This is a genomic window from Pseudomonas taeanensis MS-3 (assembly GCF_000498575.2).
In the GTDB taxonomy this organism is placed as follows: domain Bacteria; phylum Pseudomonadota; class Gammaproteobacteria; order Pseudomonadales; family Pseudomonadaceae; genus Aquipseudomonas; species Aquipseudomonas taeanensis.
Genome location: NZ_AWSQ01000005.1, coordinates 1 through 16,856, shown reverse-complemented (window position 1 = coordinate 16,856; position 16,856 = coordinate 1). Strand labels below are relative to the sequence as shown.

Genomic DNA, 16,856 nt, shown 5'->3' with positions numbered 1-16,856 from the left:
TATCAAGCCGCCTAATCCCCCCACTACTCATACATCAACAACCACCCCGCCGCCCTCACCTGGCCGCTCTCCACCGCGAACAGTAGTTGATCGTGCTGGCCGCGCCAGGCGTAGGCCCAGAGTTCGCCGGCTGGCTGGCCATGCCACTCGGTCATGCGCAGCCAGTTGGCATATTCATCTGCCGCTGGTGTCCATACCCTGTCGGGGGCGCCGAGAAGTGCGCGTAGCTGCGCTACGTCATAGCGGTCCCCCCAGGCCAGATCGAACAACTGCTGCATCAGTTGATGTTTGGCGCCCTGCCATTTGTCGACCTGGTCATCCCACTCCCCCCCGGCAAAATGTCCGGGCCTGGCGCGCATCGCCTGCCATTGTTGTGCCAGCAGTTGAGCCTCGACCGGCAACGTCGGTAAGGGTTCGGCGATGGCACAAGCTGTGAGTACTGTGGCCAGACCGCAGGCGGCGATTCGCCTACACATCGTGCGCTGCCATGTTTTTCCTGATTGCGACATATCCTTATATCTCCGTGATCGACTCGACACTTCCGTTGCGCAAATTTTCCGCTGTTCTGCCAACTCGACGGCCGAGTCAGTTATTTGACCAGTACCCTCTTTAACTCAACAACAGCGCTTTAGCGGTGATAACAGGTTGATTCGCTTAATCGGCCGCTACCCAGCTCTAAGCGCGCCTTTGCCCCCCTTCTTAAACACGCCTTACAGACTGACAGAAATGCAGCAAGAAATGCCCTAATAGCCACCAAATCCTGTCACTTTACCGGCAATTGACAGCTAATTAGAGCACTTCTACTTTGCAACGGTTGCCTGCCATTACTGGTACCACCAGACGCGCATGGTCAATGTAGGAAGTATTGACCACGTTTCGGGCTGGCAGCGGAATGCATTCCCCTGCACCACCTTGAGTTCCATAAGAACTCTTCTAATCGCGAAGCCTATCCCGCTTCGTCGAACAACTTTATTCGAAGGAACTGAATAATGAAGACAGCTCTACATACCTTGTCTGCTATCGCCCTTTTGGTGGCTGGTGTAAATACCAGCCTGGCGCTTGCTGCCACCAGCGCTCCGCAGGATGACTTTCTGCTGCTCGAGCAGGAAAAGGCAACCAGCCAGATATACAAGGCGTTTTTTCCCAGCAAGGAGATCGCCCGCAAGGCAGCCATCAGCTTCCACGGCCAGATGCTCGAGTCGCATTACGACAATGGTTATCTGGTCATGGAACTGAACGACGAAGAGATGCAGAAGCTGCAGGTGTTCGGCTTCACATTTGCTCCGGCCACGGAGTTCATCGAGAAGCGCAACCAGGTGCTGACCAATATGCAGAACCGGTTGCAGCTGAAAAGCCAGGCGGCGGTCAGCAGTAGCATGGAAGCCGCCAGTGCCAGCATCAGCGGCATTCCTGGCTACTCCTGCTACGCCACGGTGGAAGAAACCTTTGCGGTGGCCGCTGAGATGGCCAGCAGCAAGCCGACCCTGGCACAGTGGTTGGACGTCGGCGATTCCTGGGAGAAGAGCAGCAATCAGGGCGGCTACGACATGCGCGTACTGAAGCTGACCAACCAGACCAAGGGCGGCAACAAACCCAAGCTGTTCATCAACAGCGCCATTCACGCCCGTGAATACACCACTGCCGCATTGACGCTGGACTTTGCTCGCTGGCTGGTCGATGGCTATGGCGAAGACGCCGATGCCACCTGGATTCTCGATAACCACGAAGTGCATATCATGCTGATGGCCAACCCGGACGGCCGCAAGAAGGCGGAGACCGGACTGTCCTGGCGCAAGAATGCCAACCAGAACTACTGCGGTACCAACAGCAACAACCGTGGCGCCGACCTCAACCGCAACTTCAGCTTTGGCTGGAACAGCACCAACGGACAGGGCTCCAGCGGCAGTCAGTGCAACGACACCTATCGCGGTCCAAGCGCAGGCTCCGAACCGGAGATTCAGGCACTCGAGAACTATGTGCGCAGCCTGTGGCCGGATCGCCGGGGTCCCGGCCTGAACGATGCGGCGCCTAGCGATACCAGCGGCATCCATCTGGATGTGCACAGCTACAGTGAGCTGGTGCTATGGCCTTGGGGCGATACCAGCAATCTGGCTCCCAATGGCAGCGCCCTGCAGACCCTGGGACGCAAGTTTGCCTTCTTCAACGGTTATAGCCCGCAGCAATCCATCGGCCTCTACCCCACCGATGGCACCAGCGACGGCATCAGTTACGGCGAACTCGGCGTAGCGGCTTTCACCTTCGAGTTGGGCACTCAGTTCTTCCAGAACTGCAGTACCTATAACAACACCATCAAACCCAACAACCTGCCGGCGCTGATCTACGCCGCAAAAGTTGTGAGAACGCCCTACATCACCGCTGCCGGCCCTGATGTAACTTCCGTCAGTCTAAGTGGCTCGGCGGGCACGACTGGGGTGCCTGCCGGTACCGAGGTCACCCTTAGCGGCACGGTAAGCGACGCACGCTTCAACAACAGCAACGGCACAGAAAGCACCCAAGCGATCAATGCCGTGGAGTACTACATCGACCAAGCCCCATGGGAGTCCGGCGCGACGCCTGCCGCCTTGCTGGCCAGTGACGGCAGCTTCAACTCTACTACTGAGGCTTTCAGCGGTGGGCTCATCACCGCCGGCCTTAGCGAAGGCAAACATCTGGTATATGTCCGCGGCCGCGATAGCTCGAATACTTGGGGGGCAGTCAGCGCTAGCTTCTTGGTGATCAATAAGGACGGCGGGACTCCGCCAGCGCAGTATTGCAGCGCCGCCAGCGGCAGCGCCAATTATGAGTGGATTGGCAATGTCCAAGTCGGCGGCGCCAGTAACCCCTCAGGCGCCACGACCTATAGCGACTTCACCAGCAAGCAGATCAATGTGCAGCGTGGCAATAACAGCCTGAGCCTCACGCCCCAGTTTTCCGGCAGCGCCTATAAACAGTATTGGAAAGTGTGGATCGATCTGAACAAGGACGGTGATTTCAGCGACACCGGGGAACAGGTGTTCAGTTCAGGCAGTGCCAGCACCTCGGTGATCAACGGAGTTCTGAGCATTCCCGCCGGGGCATCCAACGGTAAAACCACCATGCGCGTGGCCATGCGCTACAACACTGCACCCAACGCCTGTGGCACTTACAACTATGGGGAAGTGGAGGATTACAGCGTCTACATTCCATAACCCTTGAGGGAGGTGGCCGCAATGCCTTCCTGGCTTTGACCTCCACCTAAGATAAAGGCGTAGTGACTGGCAATCACTACGCTCTTTGCTTTCAGCGTTTTGTCTGATATTCCACCAGCTATTCAGGGCTACACTTCTGCACAGGCAACTTACCCGGCGCTTCTTATCGCCATAAAGCGGCACACTTCGAATCGATCCCAACTGGGCAACGGCTACAAAGCCTTGTTTCAAGAACATTTGCAGGCCACTCTACTACCCATTTGCTTCGGCATTCAGTTGTAACAAAAATGCATACGAAGCTTCTAACCCTAGCTACAGACTATTGCCGCGCTGATTACTGCTGAGGAGATCGCCGCAAGGCATGGGAGGAGCAGATGGACGAAGAACAAGGATTGCTCAAGCGCTTGCGCGAGGGCGATACAAGCGCTTTCGAGGCCATCATCAAGCAGCATCATGCTTTTCTGGTTGCCATGGCAGTTCCACTAGTAGGGCCGCAACTGGCAGATGATGTGGCCCAGGAAACCTGGTTGAAAGCCATGGCTGCGATCAACGGGTTTGAAGGGCGATCCAAACTGCGCACCTGGCTCGCTCGAATCGCGATCAACGAGGCGCACGCCCTGACACGTAAGGGCAAGCGCGAGGTTTCCCTGGACAGCTGGGGGAGCGACCCTGGCTCACCCATCGCCTCGCGCTTTAATGAGCAAGGCGCCTGGGATGTACTTCCCGCGCAATGGCACCATGACACTCCTGAGGAACTACTCAGCCAAGAAGAGCTACAGGAGTGCATACGCAAACATCTGCACAAGTTACCTGATGACCAACAAAGCGTGGTGATCATGCGTGAGCTGGCCGGGCTCGATTACGCAGAAATAGCTCAGGCACTCGGTCTGCTTGAGGGCAATATTCGCGTCTTGTTGCACCGTGGACGCCAACGTATGCACGCCATGCTCAATCACTTCGAGGAGGTAGGAACATGCTGACCTGCCGAGAAATGTCGGAATTGGGCTCAGACATCATCGACGGACAGTTGGGCTTGCGCACCCGCCTGGCGGTATTCATGCACATGCACAAATGTTCACGCTGCAGTCTCTACATCGAGCAGCTCAAGGTTACTTCAGAAGTACTGCAGCAAACTTCACTGAACGGTCAGTCCGTCGACCCGCAGGCTATTCTGGAAAAACTGAACAAGCCTCGCGAATAAATTGACGGATCCGTTTTAGGCCAACTCGGTGCTCAATGGCCGCTTGCTGGCTCATAGACAGTTAGCCCATATTTAAGGGTGTTGTGTAAATCTACGCTGATCTAGATCCGCAGCGGGCTCGACCTTGGTTTTGCCCTACCGGGTACGGGGCGTTGAATGTAAGGTCAGCGCCATGTCTTGGAGGAATTCTCAGGGCCAGATAGCCCACCGCTACGGCGCCACTCCTGTTGAGCCGCACTGAAGCTGGAAACGCCGAACGGGACTAGATAGTTCAACAGTAAATGCCAGGCCGATACTATCCCCTGCCCCCACAGCACATCGCCCTGATTGATCAGATTCAGCAGCGTGCCTACGATCAAGGCGACCTTGGCCGACCCTAGCAGGAGTGCTGGTTGCAGCCAAATCCGCCACCAGCGCCTCAACTGAGCACCTTGCGATTCGCCACGACGTCGCTCCTCGCGTTCAGCAAGGGGAATGCTAGTAATTCGGCAATAGGCATGCGCGACATAGCCTCGTCCAGCACTCGCTTGATCAAGGGAATATCGGCTTCGGGTTGAAGATCCCTGACCTCCCCTTGCTGACCGGTGGGCTGGGCGCTCAGTCCCTGCTGGTCAGTGTTGTGCAAGATGAAATCACCGCCACAGTTACGGCAAAAAATATGCTCGCCTGGCTGCTGCTCACGCCTGACGACCAAGGTAGGGCCACACATCGGGCATTCCTGCAGGGGAATGCCATCATCGGAATGTCCCATCACATGGTCCAGCGCGCCAGCCCGTCCAAGGGCAATGAAGCGCTTGCACAATGGGCTGTCGAATTGCTTACCACTCTGGCTATGCAAAATGGCCAGCGCCTGCCCACGACTCATGCCTGAACGGTATGGCCGGCTGCTGGTCATGGCATCGAAGGCATCGCAAATCCCCACTATGCGGGCCTCAAGAGGAATTTCTTGGAGTGTCAGGCCGCGCGGATAACCCAAGCCATCCGGGCGTTCGTGATGGCTATAAACGGCCTCTTTGACCAGTCCGGCCAAAGGGTGGCCCGCGAGCATGCGCCAACCTATCTCAGGATGGGTGCGCATCAGTGCATACTCTTCTTCGGTCAGCGCAGTAGGCTTGCGCAGAATGGCATCGGGAATGCCAATCTTGCCCAGATCGTGGAGAAACCCTCCTAAACTGATCCTTGCCACTTCGGCAACTGGCAGCTCCAAGGCCTCGGACAATATCTTGGCAAAGCGCGAAACCCTCCATAGATGCCCGCCGGTATAGGGATCGCGTGACTCGACGAACCACGCCATTACCAGCAAGCTGTTGAGCAGGGCATTGTGTGGCGGCGGCATACTCGCCTCAGCAGTCTTTGCCGCCCCTGTCAGCCACTTCACTAGATTCGACAGCATGCCACTCGCCTCCTGAGCTAAGCACTGAAACTGATCAGCTTGAGATGCCCCCAGTCGGCTCTCGCGTGCTTGCTCTAGCACGATGATTTTCACCTAAGGGGACTACACTAAATGGGCGGCACTTCCCTGTGCCTGGGGTAGGCTATGCCTGTTTGGTCGGCACCACCTCCCTTGTTACTTGCGCTGCCGCTGTGACTCAACGATCAACGCTCTATGAGGTTTAGTGTTTCGAGGGCTGGTTTTGTTACAGGCACTGTGGGCGCCAAGCCTCCCCGGCTTTAGCTCCAGCCAGGCTTTCATGGGGCGGAGAGTGGCCGCTAAATCGAAATCGGTACAACAAATACTGCATCCAACCCTATGAGTGCACCTTATAGGTTGGTTCAGGCGGACTCGCTCAGCAGGTAGCACTCGACGTCGATTTCATCTATCTGATCAAGATGAAGATGCCGCTTGGCATAACGCATCGGTAAACCCGACCGTAAAAACAAAGCGAACAAGTCAGCGTCGATATGCCCCTTATCCCGTAGGTTGGCAAGAATTCGTACGGACTCGGATAGTTTCTTGGCTTTTTTGTAAGGTCGGTCGGATGCGGTAAGCGCCTCGAACACATCGGCAATAGCCATGATTCGCGCGGGAATGGATAGCTGGTCTTTATCGAGTTTGCGTGGATACCCTGTGCCCAGGAGGGTTTCATGGTGCGTACCGGCGTACTCCGGCACCCGTCGGAGGTTCGATGGCAGCGGCAGATTCTCCAGCATTACGATGGTCTGAATAATGTGCTCGTTGATCTTGAACCGTTCTTCGTCGGTCAAGGTGCCGCGGCTGATGCTGAGGTTATACAACTCGCCTAAATTGAACAGATGTTCCGGCACGCTGACCTTGAAACCATATTTGGGATCAAGCGCTTTGCTCGCTGGGCGCGGGGTAATGTGTTGTGGCTTATCCGCAAGTACCCGCTCTTGTACCGGCAGGACCGCAGCCGGCTGGCAATCAACACGTGCCAGTTCGGCTTGTGACAAACCGAGTCGATCATCGAAATAGCGCAGCCAGGTTCGCTCGGCAATTTTCTCCAGCGCGTCCACTCGCTCCTGAGCCATGACTTCACCACCAATATTGCACTCGGCGACAAATGCAAATTCGTTGCGCAACTGTTCAGCGAGGCGCTCGTACTCGCGATCGACCTCTGCTTCATTTTTCCCAGAACAGATAGCTTCGAGGCGGACGATTTGCGCATCGCGCAAAAGCACTTCATAGCGCATGCGCACTTCATGAATACGGTTATAAATGGTCTCCAGCTTGGTCGCCTTGTCGACAACGTGCTCCGGCGTGGTGATCTTGCCGCAATCATGCAACCAAGCCCCGATACGAAACTCCCGCCATTCGTCCGCAGTATTGAACGAAAAATCCGCAAGAGGACCTTCGCTGACCGAACATGCTTCTTCGGCGAGCATCAGTGCCAAGTCTGGTACACGCTCACAATGGGCTCCGGTGTAAGGACTTTTTGCATCGATGGCACCCGCGAGAATCTCGATCATGGAATCGATCAAAGCCCTCTGCGAATCAATCAGGTTATGGTTTTCCAGGGCAACAGCGGCCTGCGAGGCCAGCGCTTCGATAAAGGACAACTCTTGCGGTGGAAAGGCGATCACTTCACCGGTATGCGGGTCCAGCGCATTCATGAACTGCAGCACACCAATCACTTCGTTCTGTCGAGCGGCCAGTGGCACAGTCACCATCGACACAGTGCGATAACCAGACTGGCCATCGAAATGACGAGTACCGCTCAAGTCGAAGCGGGTTTCCTTATATACATCATCAATAACCACCGTTTGGCCATGTAACGCAGCAAACGTTGAAACATGATTTTCGTTGGGCTTTCCACTTACGGGGTCGTATAGCGGAATCTCAAAAGAGGGCAAGACGTCCTCCATCGAGCGCAATTCAAAACGCAACGTATTCTGCTCCGTCTTGAGATACATGGTCGCGGCTTCGGCGTTACAAATCCGCTTACCCTCCATGAGAATGTGCCTGAGCAACGTTTCTCGGTCGCGCTCGGAGGACAGCAACAGACCGTTTTCCACCAGACTGGAGAGTTTCAACTGAGTCTCTTGGAGCCTCTGGGTCTGACTTTGAAGCGCGGTTTTCATCTGTGCATGATTGCGATTCAAAGCGTCCACTTCGTAAAACATCGAAGCTTTAGGACGTGGTCCGGAAAAATCCAGCTCGCGGATTAATCGACTGTCTTCGGCCAAATGGGTAATGGTCCGGTTAATGCTGCTCATGCCATATAGAGCCAGCGGCATCGTGAATAGCAACACCAGCACCGACAACCCCAAGACGATGGTCGGCGGCTGACCAGACGTCAGGGCCCAAATAGGCAGCAGTTGTAATACAAAAAAAACGCCAAGAACGACGGTCCAGTTCTTAAAACGAAGCTTGAGGCGCACGGGTGACATACTATTATCAGCCACAGAAATTCCTTTAGCTCTCATACTGGAAATTCCTAATGATCGCGGCTTTCATGTTAAATGTGCCTGCGACTTCAGGTCTGAGCCATCTTCGACTACGGAAAATCAATAGAGAGAAGACTACTGTGTTTATACCCCAAAAGATCCTGTTCTGGCTGTTCGCATGCCTTATCTTCAGTGCCGCTTCACACGCTGAAGAACCCAAGGCAGTCATTGGCTACGTTATGAAAGCTGAAGGTGAGGCGTTCGTCACACTTGATGGCATAACCCAACCAGCAGTCATTGGTCTGCCGCTCCAGGTCGGCAGTTCTCTTAATACCGGCACCGAGGGCTCCATGGGCGTGACATTGGCCGACAACACGGTGATGTCATTCGGGCCGAATACCGAGGTGAGCCTCGATGCCTTTCTTTACAAACCAGACCAAGGCGACCTTAAACTAAGCACCAGAATCTCCCGCGGCACCCTCAATTTCATCTCCGGTGTTATAGCCAAACTCAAGCCCGAGGCGGTGGAAATCAACACACCAACTGGCACTATCGGCGTACGCGGCACCCACTTCCTGGTTAAAGTCGACAGTTGAGTCAAGCACACCCATGAGATATGCATCCCTTCGCTGGCTCGGCCTGCTCTGTTTCGCCACAATCGCCAGCGGTTGCGCATCGAAATCCTATGTAGTGCTTTTGGAAAGCCCGGATGGCACTACCGGGGCTATCGTTGTGCAGACCTCTCAGGGAGTGACGCGGATCGACAAGAAACATCAGGGCATAGCACTCGATAGTCGTAGCTCACAGACCTTCACGGTGGCGCAGACTCGACTCGACAAGGACTTCTCCGCTGCGATGTCTGCCCAGCCCATCTTGCCTAAAAGTTACCTGCTGTATTTCGAGCTTGGTGACACCAAGCTCACCGCCGACTCCGAGGCCAAAATTCCTGAAGTCATCCAGACCATTCGCGATCGTGGGCCATCCGCCGTCTCGGTGATAGGCCATACCGATACCGCCAGCGGTGATGTCTGGAATGAACGACTCGGTCTCATGCGCGCCCAGACCATCGCCAAACTGCTCAAGGCTAACGGCCTGCAGGCAATTGAACTAATCGTTACCTCTCATGGCGAAAGCAACCTGTTGGTCAAGACGCCCAATGAAACTCGGGAGCCTAAAAATCGACGGGTAGAAGTCACCATTCGCTGACCATACACTGCGTTCTCAGGGGCAATTTGCCCCTCAGCGCAACGCTTACTTGCGCGTCATCACGAATTGCTCGCCACGTTCGCCCGACCGCAACCGTTGCAGATGAAAAGCCACCAGATCATCTTGCGGGCGCTGGCTATGCAGTTGCTCGAAGGCGGTCAAAGCCGCGCCATCCTCATTGACCATTAGTCTGTATGCGGCCTCATAAGGGGCATCAAGTCTCGTGCCGAGTGTTGCCTGCATGGTTTCAAGCGGCTCAAAGACCTTGACCGCTGCAGTCTTTCCCACGAGCCGCACCAGCCCAATCGGACGCATCGGAATATCCGCACATTGCCCTCGAATTGCCTCAGAGACGCAGACCGAAGTGCCAATGTATTGATTTAGGCTTTCAAGCCTTGCGGTCGTATTAACCGGATCGCCCAAGGCGCGGTAATCGAACAGTGTAGAACCGCCGAAATTACCAACCACTACCTCGCCGCTGTGCACACCGATGCGCGTTTGCCCGAAGGTAGTTCCTTTCGCACTCAGTTCAGCTACGTAAGCAGTGGCGAAGCGATGTATTTCCAACGCACACGCCAGCGCCCGAGCCTGGTGATCCACTTGTGGCAACGGAGCGCTGAACATGATGGCCACCGCATCCCCCACTATCCGGTCCAGAGTGCCTTCGTGCTTGAAAGCAATACTGATTACCTGCTCCAGATAATCGTTGAGCAAACTCACAACAGCCTCAGGCGCCTGGCGTTCCATCATCTCGGTGAAACCGGCCAAATCGGTAAACACGAAACTACAAACCTGGCGCTTACCACCGAGTGTGAGCTGGCCTGGATTCGCCACCAAATGGCTTACCAGGTTGGGCGAAACGTAGCGAGAAAAAGCCGCGCGCATCCACCGCTGCTCTCGCTCTGTAGCCATGTGCCGAACGATACTGGCGACGCCATAGATCAACGCCAGACACAGCGACGGGACGAACAGGTCAAGCAACAGTTGCTGGCTGACGAACAGATACCAGGCGAGTGCATTCAAACCAGCCATGAGCCCCAGCGCCAAGGCGGCCGAGATCAACACACGCGTGCGGAACACCAACACTAATAGCAGCAGCCCGGCGAACAAGATGCTTGCTGCCTCCGCCACAACGGCCCACGCGGGACGCAGCAAATAATCACCGCTGAGCACTTGCTCCAGCGCCTGGGCATGAATTTCGACACCGGGAATGATCCCCCCAAGCGGGCTAAAGCGAAGGTCCTGCAAACCCTGCGCAGACGTACCGATCAGGGCGATACTGCCCTTCAGCGATGCGCCACCCTGCCCCTCGAGAACCTGCCAGGCTGGCATTGTGCGTGCTGGCTGTGTGTGGCTGAAATAGACCCAAAGCTCACCAGTAGACGTCGTCGGCACACGCAACTGACCGATGTCGATGCGTTCCACGCCTGCGCTGCTGCTATGAATTCGGTACTGGTTAGCCTGCTGATAGACACGCAACGCTTCAGCCATCAGCGATGGTCGCAGCTCCTGGCCCATGACGACGAACGTCGGAACGCGGCGCACCACGCCATCCGCACCAGGTTGGAATGTCAGGGCGCCGATACCGCTAGCGGCTCGCTCGAGGACAGGTAATGGGCGAATTGCATTCTGAAACGCCGGCAGATACGGGACAGGTGGTTCACCGCTAATGATCAAACCGAACCGCGCCAAAGGCAGCCCCTTGCGCGATGAGCTGTGCTCGGCGGCAAACCCCAAAACCAGCGGTTGCCTGGCAAAGCTTGCAGCCAACTGCAGGTCATGATCGGGCAAGCCAGCCAACTGGCTGGCTATCGCCGGAGGCAATGAACTGTTGCGCAGCATGCGGCTAGGAGAGGTGCGATCTGCTTCGGCGAACAGCACATCGAATACGACAACGGCGACACCGGCCTGTCGTAGCTTATCGACTAGCTCAGCAACCTGCGTGCGTGGCCAAGGCCATTGCCCCAGGCGACGCAGACTCTCTTCATCGAGGTCGATGATCTTTACCGGAACGTCCTGGTAAACCCGTGGTTGCCAACGCTGAAATTGATCGAATAGCCCATTGCGCAGGCTCTGCAGCGGCAAGGGTTCCAGCAAAAAAAACACCAGACTGGCACATAACACGACCAGGCAAATCCACGCGCTCGGTGCGCGCATCCTTGAAATGGACAAATCAGCAGGCTCTGTTCAGCTCTTAGGGATGTAGCGCCTCGATCAAATACAAAAGCCGCTCAACCTGCAACCATCGAGTACCTTCGCCATCGCACCTTACGAGAAGAACAGGCACTGATCAATTTGCCGCGCTACCTAACCGGAGCCTTCGCTACGCGCCTCAGCGCTGGCATGGCAACGAGAGCGTATATAACCCTGCGCGATTAGTTAGCGACGGCCTTGGCCTTCTGCCGTTTGAGGAAGTCCACCTTCCACTGCTCCATCCCCATGAACTCGGAGCCAAGATTGGCCTCGACCCGATACTTGCTCTTCAGCCCATCCACCGCAGCCTGCTGTTCAACTAGAAAGCGATCGAAGCGCTGGATCAGTTCGGGGTGCTTGAGGCTGGACAGATGAAAACTGCCCTGGGTATGCGGCAGCTTGGGGTCGAACACCAGTGCGCCGGGGCGGGCACGGATATTGTCGAGATAGTGGGTGGCAACCACGACATTGAAATAGACGCCGTCGGTTTGTTTTTTCAGCGCCTGGTGGATCATCTGCCGCAGATCGTCACTGTGAGCCAAGCGGATCTGCTGAGCATCGATGCGCTCCTGATAACCTCGGGGCGTCCAGCCATTGACGATAGTCAGACGTTTGAGTCGCTCGATGGGTTGCCCCTGATACTGCGGGGCGACCAGCACGCCATCGACATAACTGACCACCGCCTGGCTGTAGTTCAGATTTTTACCGGCCTTCTGCGACAGCGACCAGTTGCCGCTATCCGGATATTTGAAGTCCACTTCGCCTTGCAACAGCGCCGGCAGCAAACGCTCCACCGAAAGCGGCTTGTAGCTCAACTGCATGCCGTTTTGCGCGGCGAACAAATCGAACAACTCACGGGCAAAGCCCTGATACTGGCCTTGCGCATCAATACTGTAATGCGGGGTAAAGGCCAGGTCTTCAACGCCAATGACATAGCTTTCGGCGCTGGCATCAGTGGCGAGCAGAACGGCTAACAAACTGCAGACGCGTGTGGGCTTCACAATAACCCTCCAGGTTAGTGTCGGATCGACAAAGCAGTAGGATGGCGCGCCATAGAACGCTGCCAGGGTTTAACCGGGTGGTTCAACCACCGGTCATGCTCATGAAGCGCACGACTTGCACCTGCTCATGGCTGTCGAAGTGATGACGCTCGGGTTTGAGTTGCAAAGCCTGCTGCAGGGCCTCGCGCAAGCGCCGGCTATCACCAGGGTGGGCACGCATAAGGCTTTTCAGATCCAGCGCGCCGTCATGTCCCAGGCATAACACCAACTTGCCTTCGGCGGTGACCCGCACGCGGTTGCAGTCGCCGCAGAAGTTGTGACTGTGCGGTGAAATGAAACCGACTCTGGTATCACTGCCGACCACCTGCCAGTAGCGCGACGGCCCACCGGTAACCGTGTTGCTGCGCACCAGGGGATAACGCTGTTCAATGCGCTGGCGCACTTCGTCACTGGAGCAGAAGGTCTGCTCGCGCTGATGGCTGGAGATACTGCCCAGGGGCATTTCTTCGATGAAGCTGATATCCAGGCCGCGACCCATGGCGTACTCGACCAGGTCGAGCACTTCATCGTCGTTTCGCCCTTTCTGCACCACAGTGTTCAATTTGATCCTGGCAAACCCGGCAGCACACGCCGCATCGATCCCGGCCAGCACCTGGTCAAGCTTGTCGCGCCGAGTGAACGCCGCAAAACGTTCACGCTGCAGGGAATCGAGGCTGATGTTCAGGCGTTTGACCCCGGCCGCGCGTAATTGCGGCGCCAGTTCGGCCAGCTGCGAGCCATTACTGGTGATCGCCAGATCCTCCAGCTCGGGACGCTCGCCGAGGCGGGTCAGCAGGCTGAGCAGGTTCTTGCGCACCAAAGGCTCGCCGCCGGTGATGCGGATGCGCTTGACCCCAAGGCCGATGAAGGCGTCGGCCACGGCATAGAGCTCTTCCAGACTGAGGATCTGCTCACGTGGAGCGAAGACCATGTCTTCGCTCATGCAGTAGGTGCAGCGAAAGTCGCAGCGATCGGTGACCGACAGCCGCAAGTAGGTGATGCGCCGACCGAAGGGATCGACTAGCTGAGAGTTATGCACGGTGAGTCTCCTGGTGCTCAGGGAGCCGAGACATTTTTGTTATGGACTGCATGGGCGCAGATAGAAACAGAAAAACAGAATCTTGTACACAACAACCTGACCAGCAAGTCAGGTAGACTGCCGAAAGGCCCGCCGGCCGTCAGCTTGAGGCTCCCGCGGAGCCGGTGCTACCATGCCCAACCGCCGCCCGGCGCCGGGCGACACAAGGAAAACGACAAGGCTTATGAGCAGTATTCGCGAACGTAACAAAGAGCTGATCCTGCGCGCGGCCAGTGAAGAGTTCGCCGACAAGGGCTTTGCTGCGACCAAAACCAGTGACATCGCCGCCAAGGCCGGCCTGCCAAAACCTAACGTTTATTACTACTTCAAGTCGAAAGAAAACCTCTACCGCGAGGTCCTGGAAAGCATCATCGATCCGCTACTCGCGGCCTCAGCTCCGTTCAATCAACCGGGGCTCCCAGCCGATGTGCTCAAGGCCTACATCCGCTCGAAAATCCGCATCTCTCGCGAACTGCCCTATGCCTCCAAGGTGTTCGCCAGCGAGATCATGCATGGCGCTCCGCACCTCTCCGCCGAGCAGACCGAACATCTGAATGCCCAGGCCAAGCACAATATTTCCTGCATCCAACGCTGGATTGATCGGGGCTTGATGGCCCAGGTCGACCCACATCACTTGATGTTCAGCATCTGGGCCGCGACCCAGACTTATGCCGACTTCGACTGGCAAATATCCACCGTAACCGGCAAAGCCAATCTAGATGAAGCCGACTACGAAGCTGCCACACAAACCATCATCCGCCTGGTTGTTAAAGGCTGTGAAATCGATGAAAGCGTGGTCAGCCCTTCAGAACAGGTCGGCAGCGCCTAAGCCTGCTGGCTTTCGAGGCCAGCAGCAGTAGCGTTGCAGGCGCTTTGCTGCTGTTGCATCTTGCTGCGCTCCGCGCCAAGCGATGGGCGCGCACAACGATGCCCTTCCCGCTAAACCTCATCACCTGCTGAGCCATTCGCAGGAACACCCTGCCCGCGACACCTTTGCTTGTCACGGGCATAGCCAGCTCCTACAGGGCTAGTGCAGCACCACCTCTTGGTAACGGTTAAGCCGCGGCGCCGGCATCGGCCTTCAAGCCGACCGATTCCACCGCAATAATCGCGCACTGCTCGTCAATGTCCGAGGTGTCGCCGGTGATACCGATGGCGCCGATCACCTCGCCCCGCTCGTCACGAATCAATACACCGCCTGGCGCCGGCACCAGGTTGCCGTCGGCCAGATTATTCACCGCACCGATGAAGGCCGGGCGCACCTGCGCATCGGCAGCGATTGAGCGCGAGCCCTTACCCAGCGCCATAGCCCCCCAAGCCTTGCCGATAGCGATCTGTGGCCGCAGCAGGCTTGCGCCATCTTCACGCTGCAGGCTGATCAGGTGACCGCCGGCATCCAGCACCGCAACGGTCAATGGCGCCGAGGAAATTTCTCGCCCAGCCGCCAGGGCGCGGTTACTGATGGCGGTTGCGGTGTGCAGAGTCAACGTACTCATAGGTAGCCCTTCTTCAATAGTGATAAGTCGAACGAAACACCTGCCGGAACGCTGTCGCCGATACAAGGCGCCAGCCGCAGGCAATCAAAAGCTGACAATCACTATCCCATCAGAAACAAAAAACTCAACAATTAAATACAATACCACTAGCCTTTGTATACACATAAAGTCACAGCTCTCATGCCATGCCGCGTCGCTTAGCTAAAACGGGTGTTTTAAAGATTTTTCGGCAAGCACGTTCGTTAGCCGAAAATTTGTTGACCTCTGAGTCATGAGCTGAATAGAATCCATGCCAGACGTTTTGTATACAATTTAATAAGTAATGAGGCACAAGATAATGGCCAGAATGAGAGCAATCGAAGCTGCAGTACTGGTGATGCGCCGCGAAGGCGTTGACACGGCGTTCGGCATTCCCGGCGCGGCGATCAACCCGCTGTACGCCGCCCTGCAGAAAGTCGGTGGCATCGACCACGTCCTGGCGCGTCACGTCGAGGGCGCCTCGCACATGGCCGAGGGCTACACCCGCACCAACGCCGGCAACATCGGCGTGTGCATCGGCACCTCCGGCCCGGCCGGCACCGACATGGTCACCGGGCTGTATTCCGCTTCCGCCGACTCCATTCCGATTCTGTGCATCACCGGCCAGGCGCCGCGTGCGCGCATGCACAAGGAAGACTTCCAGGCGGTCGACATCACCAGCATCGTCAAGCCGGTGACCAAGTGGGCGACCACCGTGATGGAGCCGGGCCAGGTGCCGCGCGCCTTCCAGAAGGCCTTCTATGAAATGCGCAGCGGCCGTCCGGGCCCGGTGCTGATCGACCTGCCGTTCGACGTGCAGATGGCCGAGATCGAGTTCGACATCGACGCCTACCAGCCGCTGCCGCTGGCCAAGCCGACGGCCAACCGCATCCAGGCGGAGAAGGCCCTGAGCATGCTCAATGACGCCGAGCGGCCATTGCTGGTCGCCGGTGGTGGCATCTTCAACGCAGACGCAGCGGACAAGTTGGTCGAGTTCGCCGAGCTGACCGGCGTGCCGGTGATTCCGACCCTGATGGGCTGGGGCGCGATTCCCGACGACCACAAGCTGATGGTCGGCATGGTCGGTCTGCAGACTTCGCACCGTTACGGCAACGCCACCCTGCTGGCTTCCGATCTGGTGTTCGGCATCGGTAACCGCTGGGCCAACCGCCACACCGGCAGCGTCGAGGTGTATACCGAAGGCCGCACGTTCATCCACGTCGACATCGAGCCGACGCAGATCGGCCGCGTGTTCAACCCGGACCTGGGCATCGTTTCCGACGCCGGCGCCGCGCTGGAGGCCTTTATCGAAGTGGCCAAAGAGTGGAAGGCCGCTGGCAAGCTGAAGGACCGCAGCGCCTGGGTCGCCGACTGCCAGGAGCGCAAGCGCACCCTGCAGCGCAAGACCCACTTCGACAACGTGCCGGTCAAGCCGCAGCGCGTGTACGAAGAGATGAACGAGTTCTTCGGCAAGGACACCTGCTACGTCAGCACCATCGGCCTGTCGCAGATCGCCGGCGCGCAGTTCCTCCACGTCTACAAGCCGCGCCACTGGATCAACTGTGGTCAGGCCGGCCCGCTGGGCTGGAC

14 protein-coding genes are annotated in these 16,856 nt (G+C 57.0%); 7 read left to right on the top strand and 7 right to left on the bottom strand.

From position 1 onward, the window contains the following. Positions 1 to 23: 23 nt before the first annotated feature. Positions 24 to 476, bottom strand: coding sequence for a hypothetical protein (locus TMS3_RS17450; RefSeq protein ID WP_025166576.1), 453 nt, complete (start codon positions 474 to 476; stop codon positions 24 to 26). Between the two features lie 513 nt (positions 477 to 989). Between TMS3_RS17450 and TMS3_RS17445 the strand changes: the two genes are divergently transcribed. The 3 genes from TMS3_RS17445 to TMS3_RS17435 all read left to right on the top strand — a co-directional run bounded on the left by TMS3_RS17445 (position 990) and on the right by TMS3_RS17435 (position 4,389). Further along, positions 990 to 3,188: a M14 family zinc carboxypeptidase gene (locus TMS3_RS17445; protein WP_025166575.1), complete on the top strand. Its 2,199-nt coding sequence runs from the start codon at positions 990 to 992 to the stop codon at positions 3,186 to 3,188. Between the two features lie 374 nt (positions 3,189 to 3,562). Continuing rightward, positions 3,563 to 4,168 carry an RNA polymerase sigma factor gene (locus TMS3_RS17440; protein WP_025166574.1) on the top strand — a complete coding sequence of 202 codons (606 nt, stop codon included), beginning with the start codon at positions 3,563 to 3,565 and terminating at the stop codon, positions 4,166 to 4,168. Then, a complete protein-coding gene (locus tag TMS3_RS17435; protein WP_025166573.1) occupies positions 4,162 to 4,389 on the top strand; it encodes an anti-sigma factor in 228 nt (75 codons plus the stop codon). Before TMS3_RS17440 ends, TMS3_RS17435 begins: the two co-directional genes overlap by 7 nt. Positions 4,390 to 4,807: 418 nt before the next feature. Here TMS3_RS17435 and TMS3_RS17430 read toward each other — a convergent pair whose 3' ends face one another. Both TMS3_RS17430 and TMS3_RS17425 read right to left on the bottom strand, forming a co-directional pair. Then, positions 4,808 to 5,782, bottom strand: a complete 975-nt coding sequence (locus tag TMS3_RS17430; protein WP_025166572.1) for an HD-GYP domain-containing protein — start codon at positions 5,780 to 5,782, stop codon at positions 4,808 to 4,810. 380 nt (positions 5,783 to 6,162) lie between these two features. Further along, positions 6,163 to 8,274, bottom strand: a complete 2,112-nt coding sequence (locus TMS3_RS17425; protein WP_235576663.1) for an HD family phosphohydrolase — start codon at positions 8,272 to 8,274, stop codon at positions 6,163 to 6,165. 14 nt (positions 8,275 to 8,288) lie between these two features. On the opposite strand from TMS3_RS17425, the gene TMS3_RS17420 reads away from it, so the two are divergent. Further along, positions 8,289 to 8,831 carry a FecR family protein gene (locus TMS3_RS17420; protein ID WP_235576662.1) on the top strand — a complete coding sequence of 181 codons (543 nt, stop codon included), beginning with the start codon at positions 8,289 to 8,291 and terminating at the stop codon, positions 8,829 to 8,831. A 13-nt stretch (positions 8,832 to 8,844) separates the two neighbouring features. Beyond that, positions 8,845 to 9,441, top strand: a complete 597-nt coding sequence (locus tag TMS3_RS17415) for an OmpA family protein (RefSeq protein ID WP_025166569.1) — start codon at positions 8,845 to 8,847, stop codon at positions 9,439 to 9,441. A 45-nt stretch (positions 9,442 to 9,486) separates the two neighbouring features. On the opposite strand, the gene TMS3_RS17410 is transcribed toward TMS3_RS17415, so the two are convergent. From TMS3_RS17410 to moaA, 3 genes are all read right to left on the bottom strand, one after another. Beyond that, complete coding sequence (locus TMS3_RS17410) at positions 9,487 to 11,547, bottom strand: CHASE2 domain-containing protein (protein ID WP_407691625.1); 2,061 nt, start codon at positions 11,545 to 11,547, stop codon at positions 9,487 to 9,489. A gap of 269 nt (positions 11,548 to 11,816) precedes the next feature. After that, positions 11,817 to 12,635: a transporter substrate-binding domain-containing protein gene (locus TMS3_RS17405; protein WP_025166567.1), complete on the bottom strand. Its 819-nt coding sequence runs from the start codon at positions 12,633 to 12,635 to the stop codon at positions 11,817 to 11,819. 82 nt (positions 12,636 to 12,717) lie between these two features. Then, positions 12,718 to 13,713, bottom strand: coding sequence for a GTP 3',8-cyclase MoaA (gene moaA / locus TMS3_RS17400; protein ID WP_025166566.1), 996 nt, complete (start codon positions 13,711 to 13,713; stop codon positions 12,718 to 12,720). 223 nt (positions 13,714 to 13,936) lie between these two features. On the opposite strand from moaA, the gene TMS3_RS17395 reads away from it, so the two are divergent. Beyond that, positions 13,937 to 14,581, top strand: coding sequence for a TetR/AcrR family transcriptional regulator (locus tag TMS3_RS17395; protein WP_025166565.1), 645 nt, complete (start codon positions 13,937 to 13,939; stop codon positions 14,579 to 14,581). A 226-nt stretch (positions 14,582 to 14,807) separates the two neighbouring features. Here the strand turns inward: TMS3_RS17395 and TMS3_RS17390 are convergent, their stop codons facing one another. Beyond that, complete coding sequence (locus tag TMS3_RS17390; RefSeq protein WP_025166564.1) at positions 14,808 to 15,248, bottom strand: GlcG/HbpS family heme-binding protein; 441 nt, start codon at positions 15,246 to 15,248, stop codon at positions 14,808 to 14,810. A 337-nt stretch (positions 15,249 to 15,585) separates the two neighbouring features. Here TMS3_RS17390 and gcl point away from each other — a divergent pair. Then, positions 15,586 to 16,856, top strand: a 1,271-nt coding sequence (gene gcl, locus TMS3_RS17385) for a glyoxylate carboligase (protein ID WP_025166563.1), incomplete at its 3' end; no start/stop codon positions are given.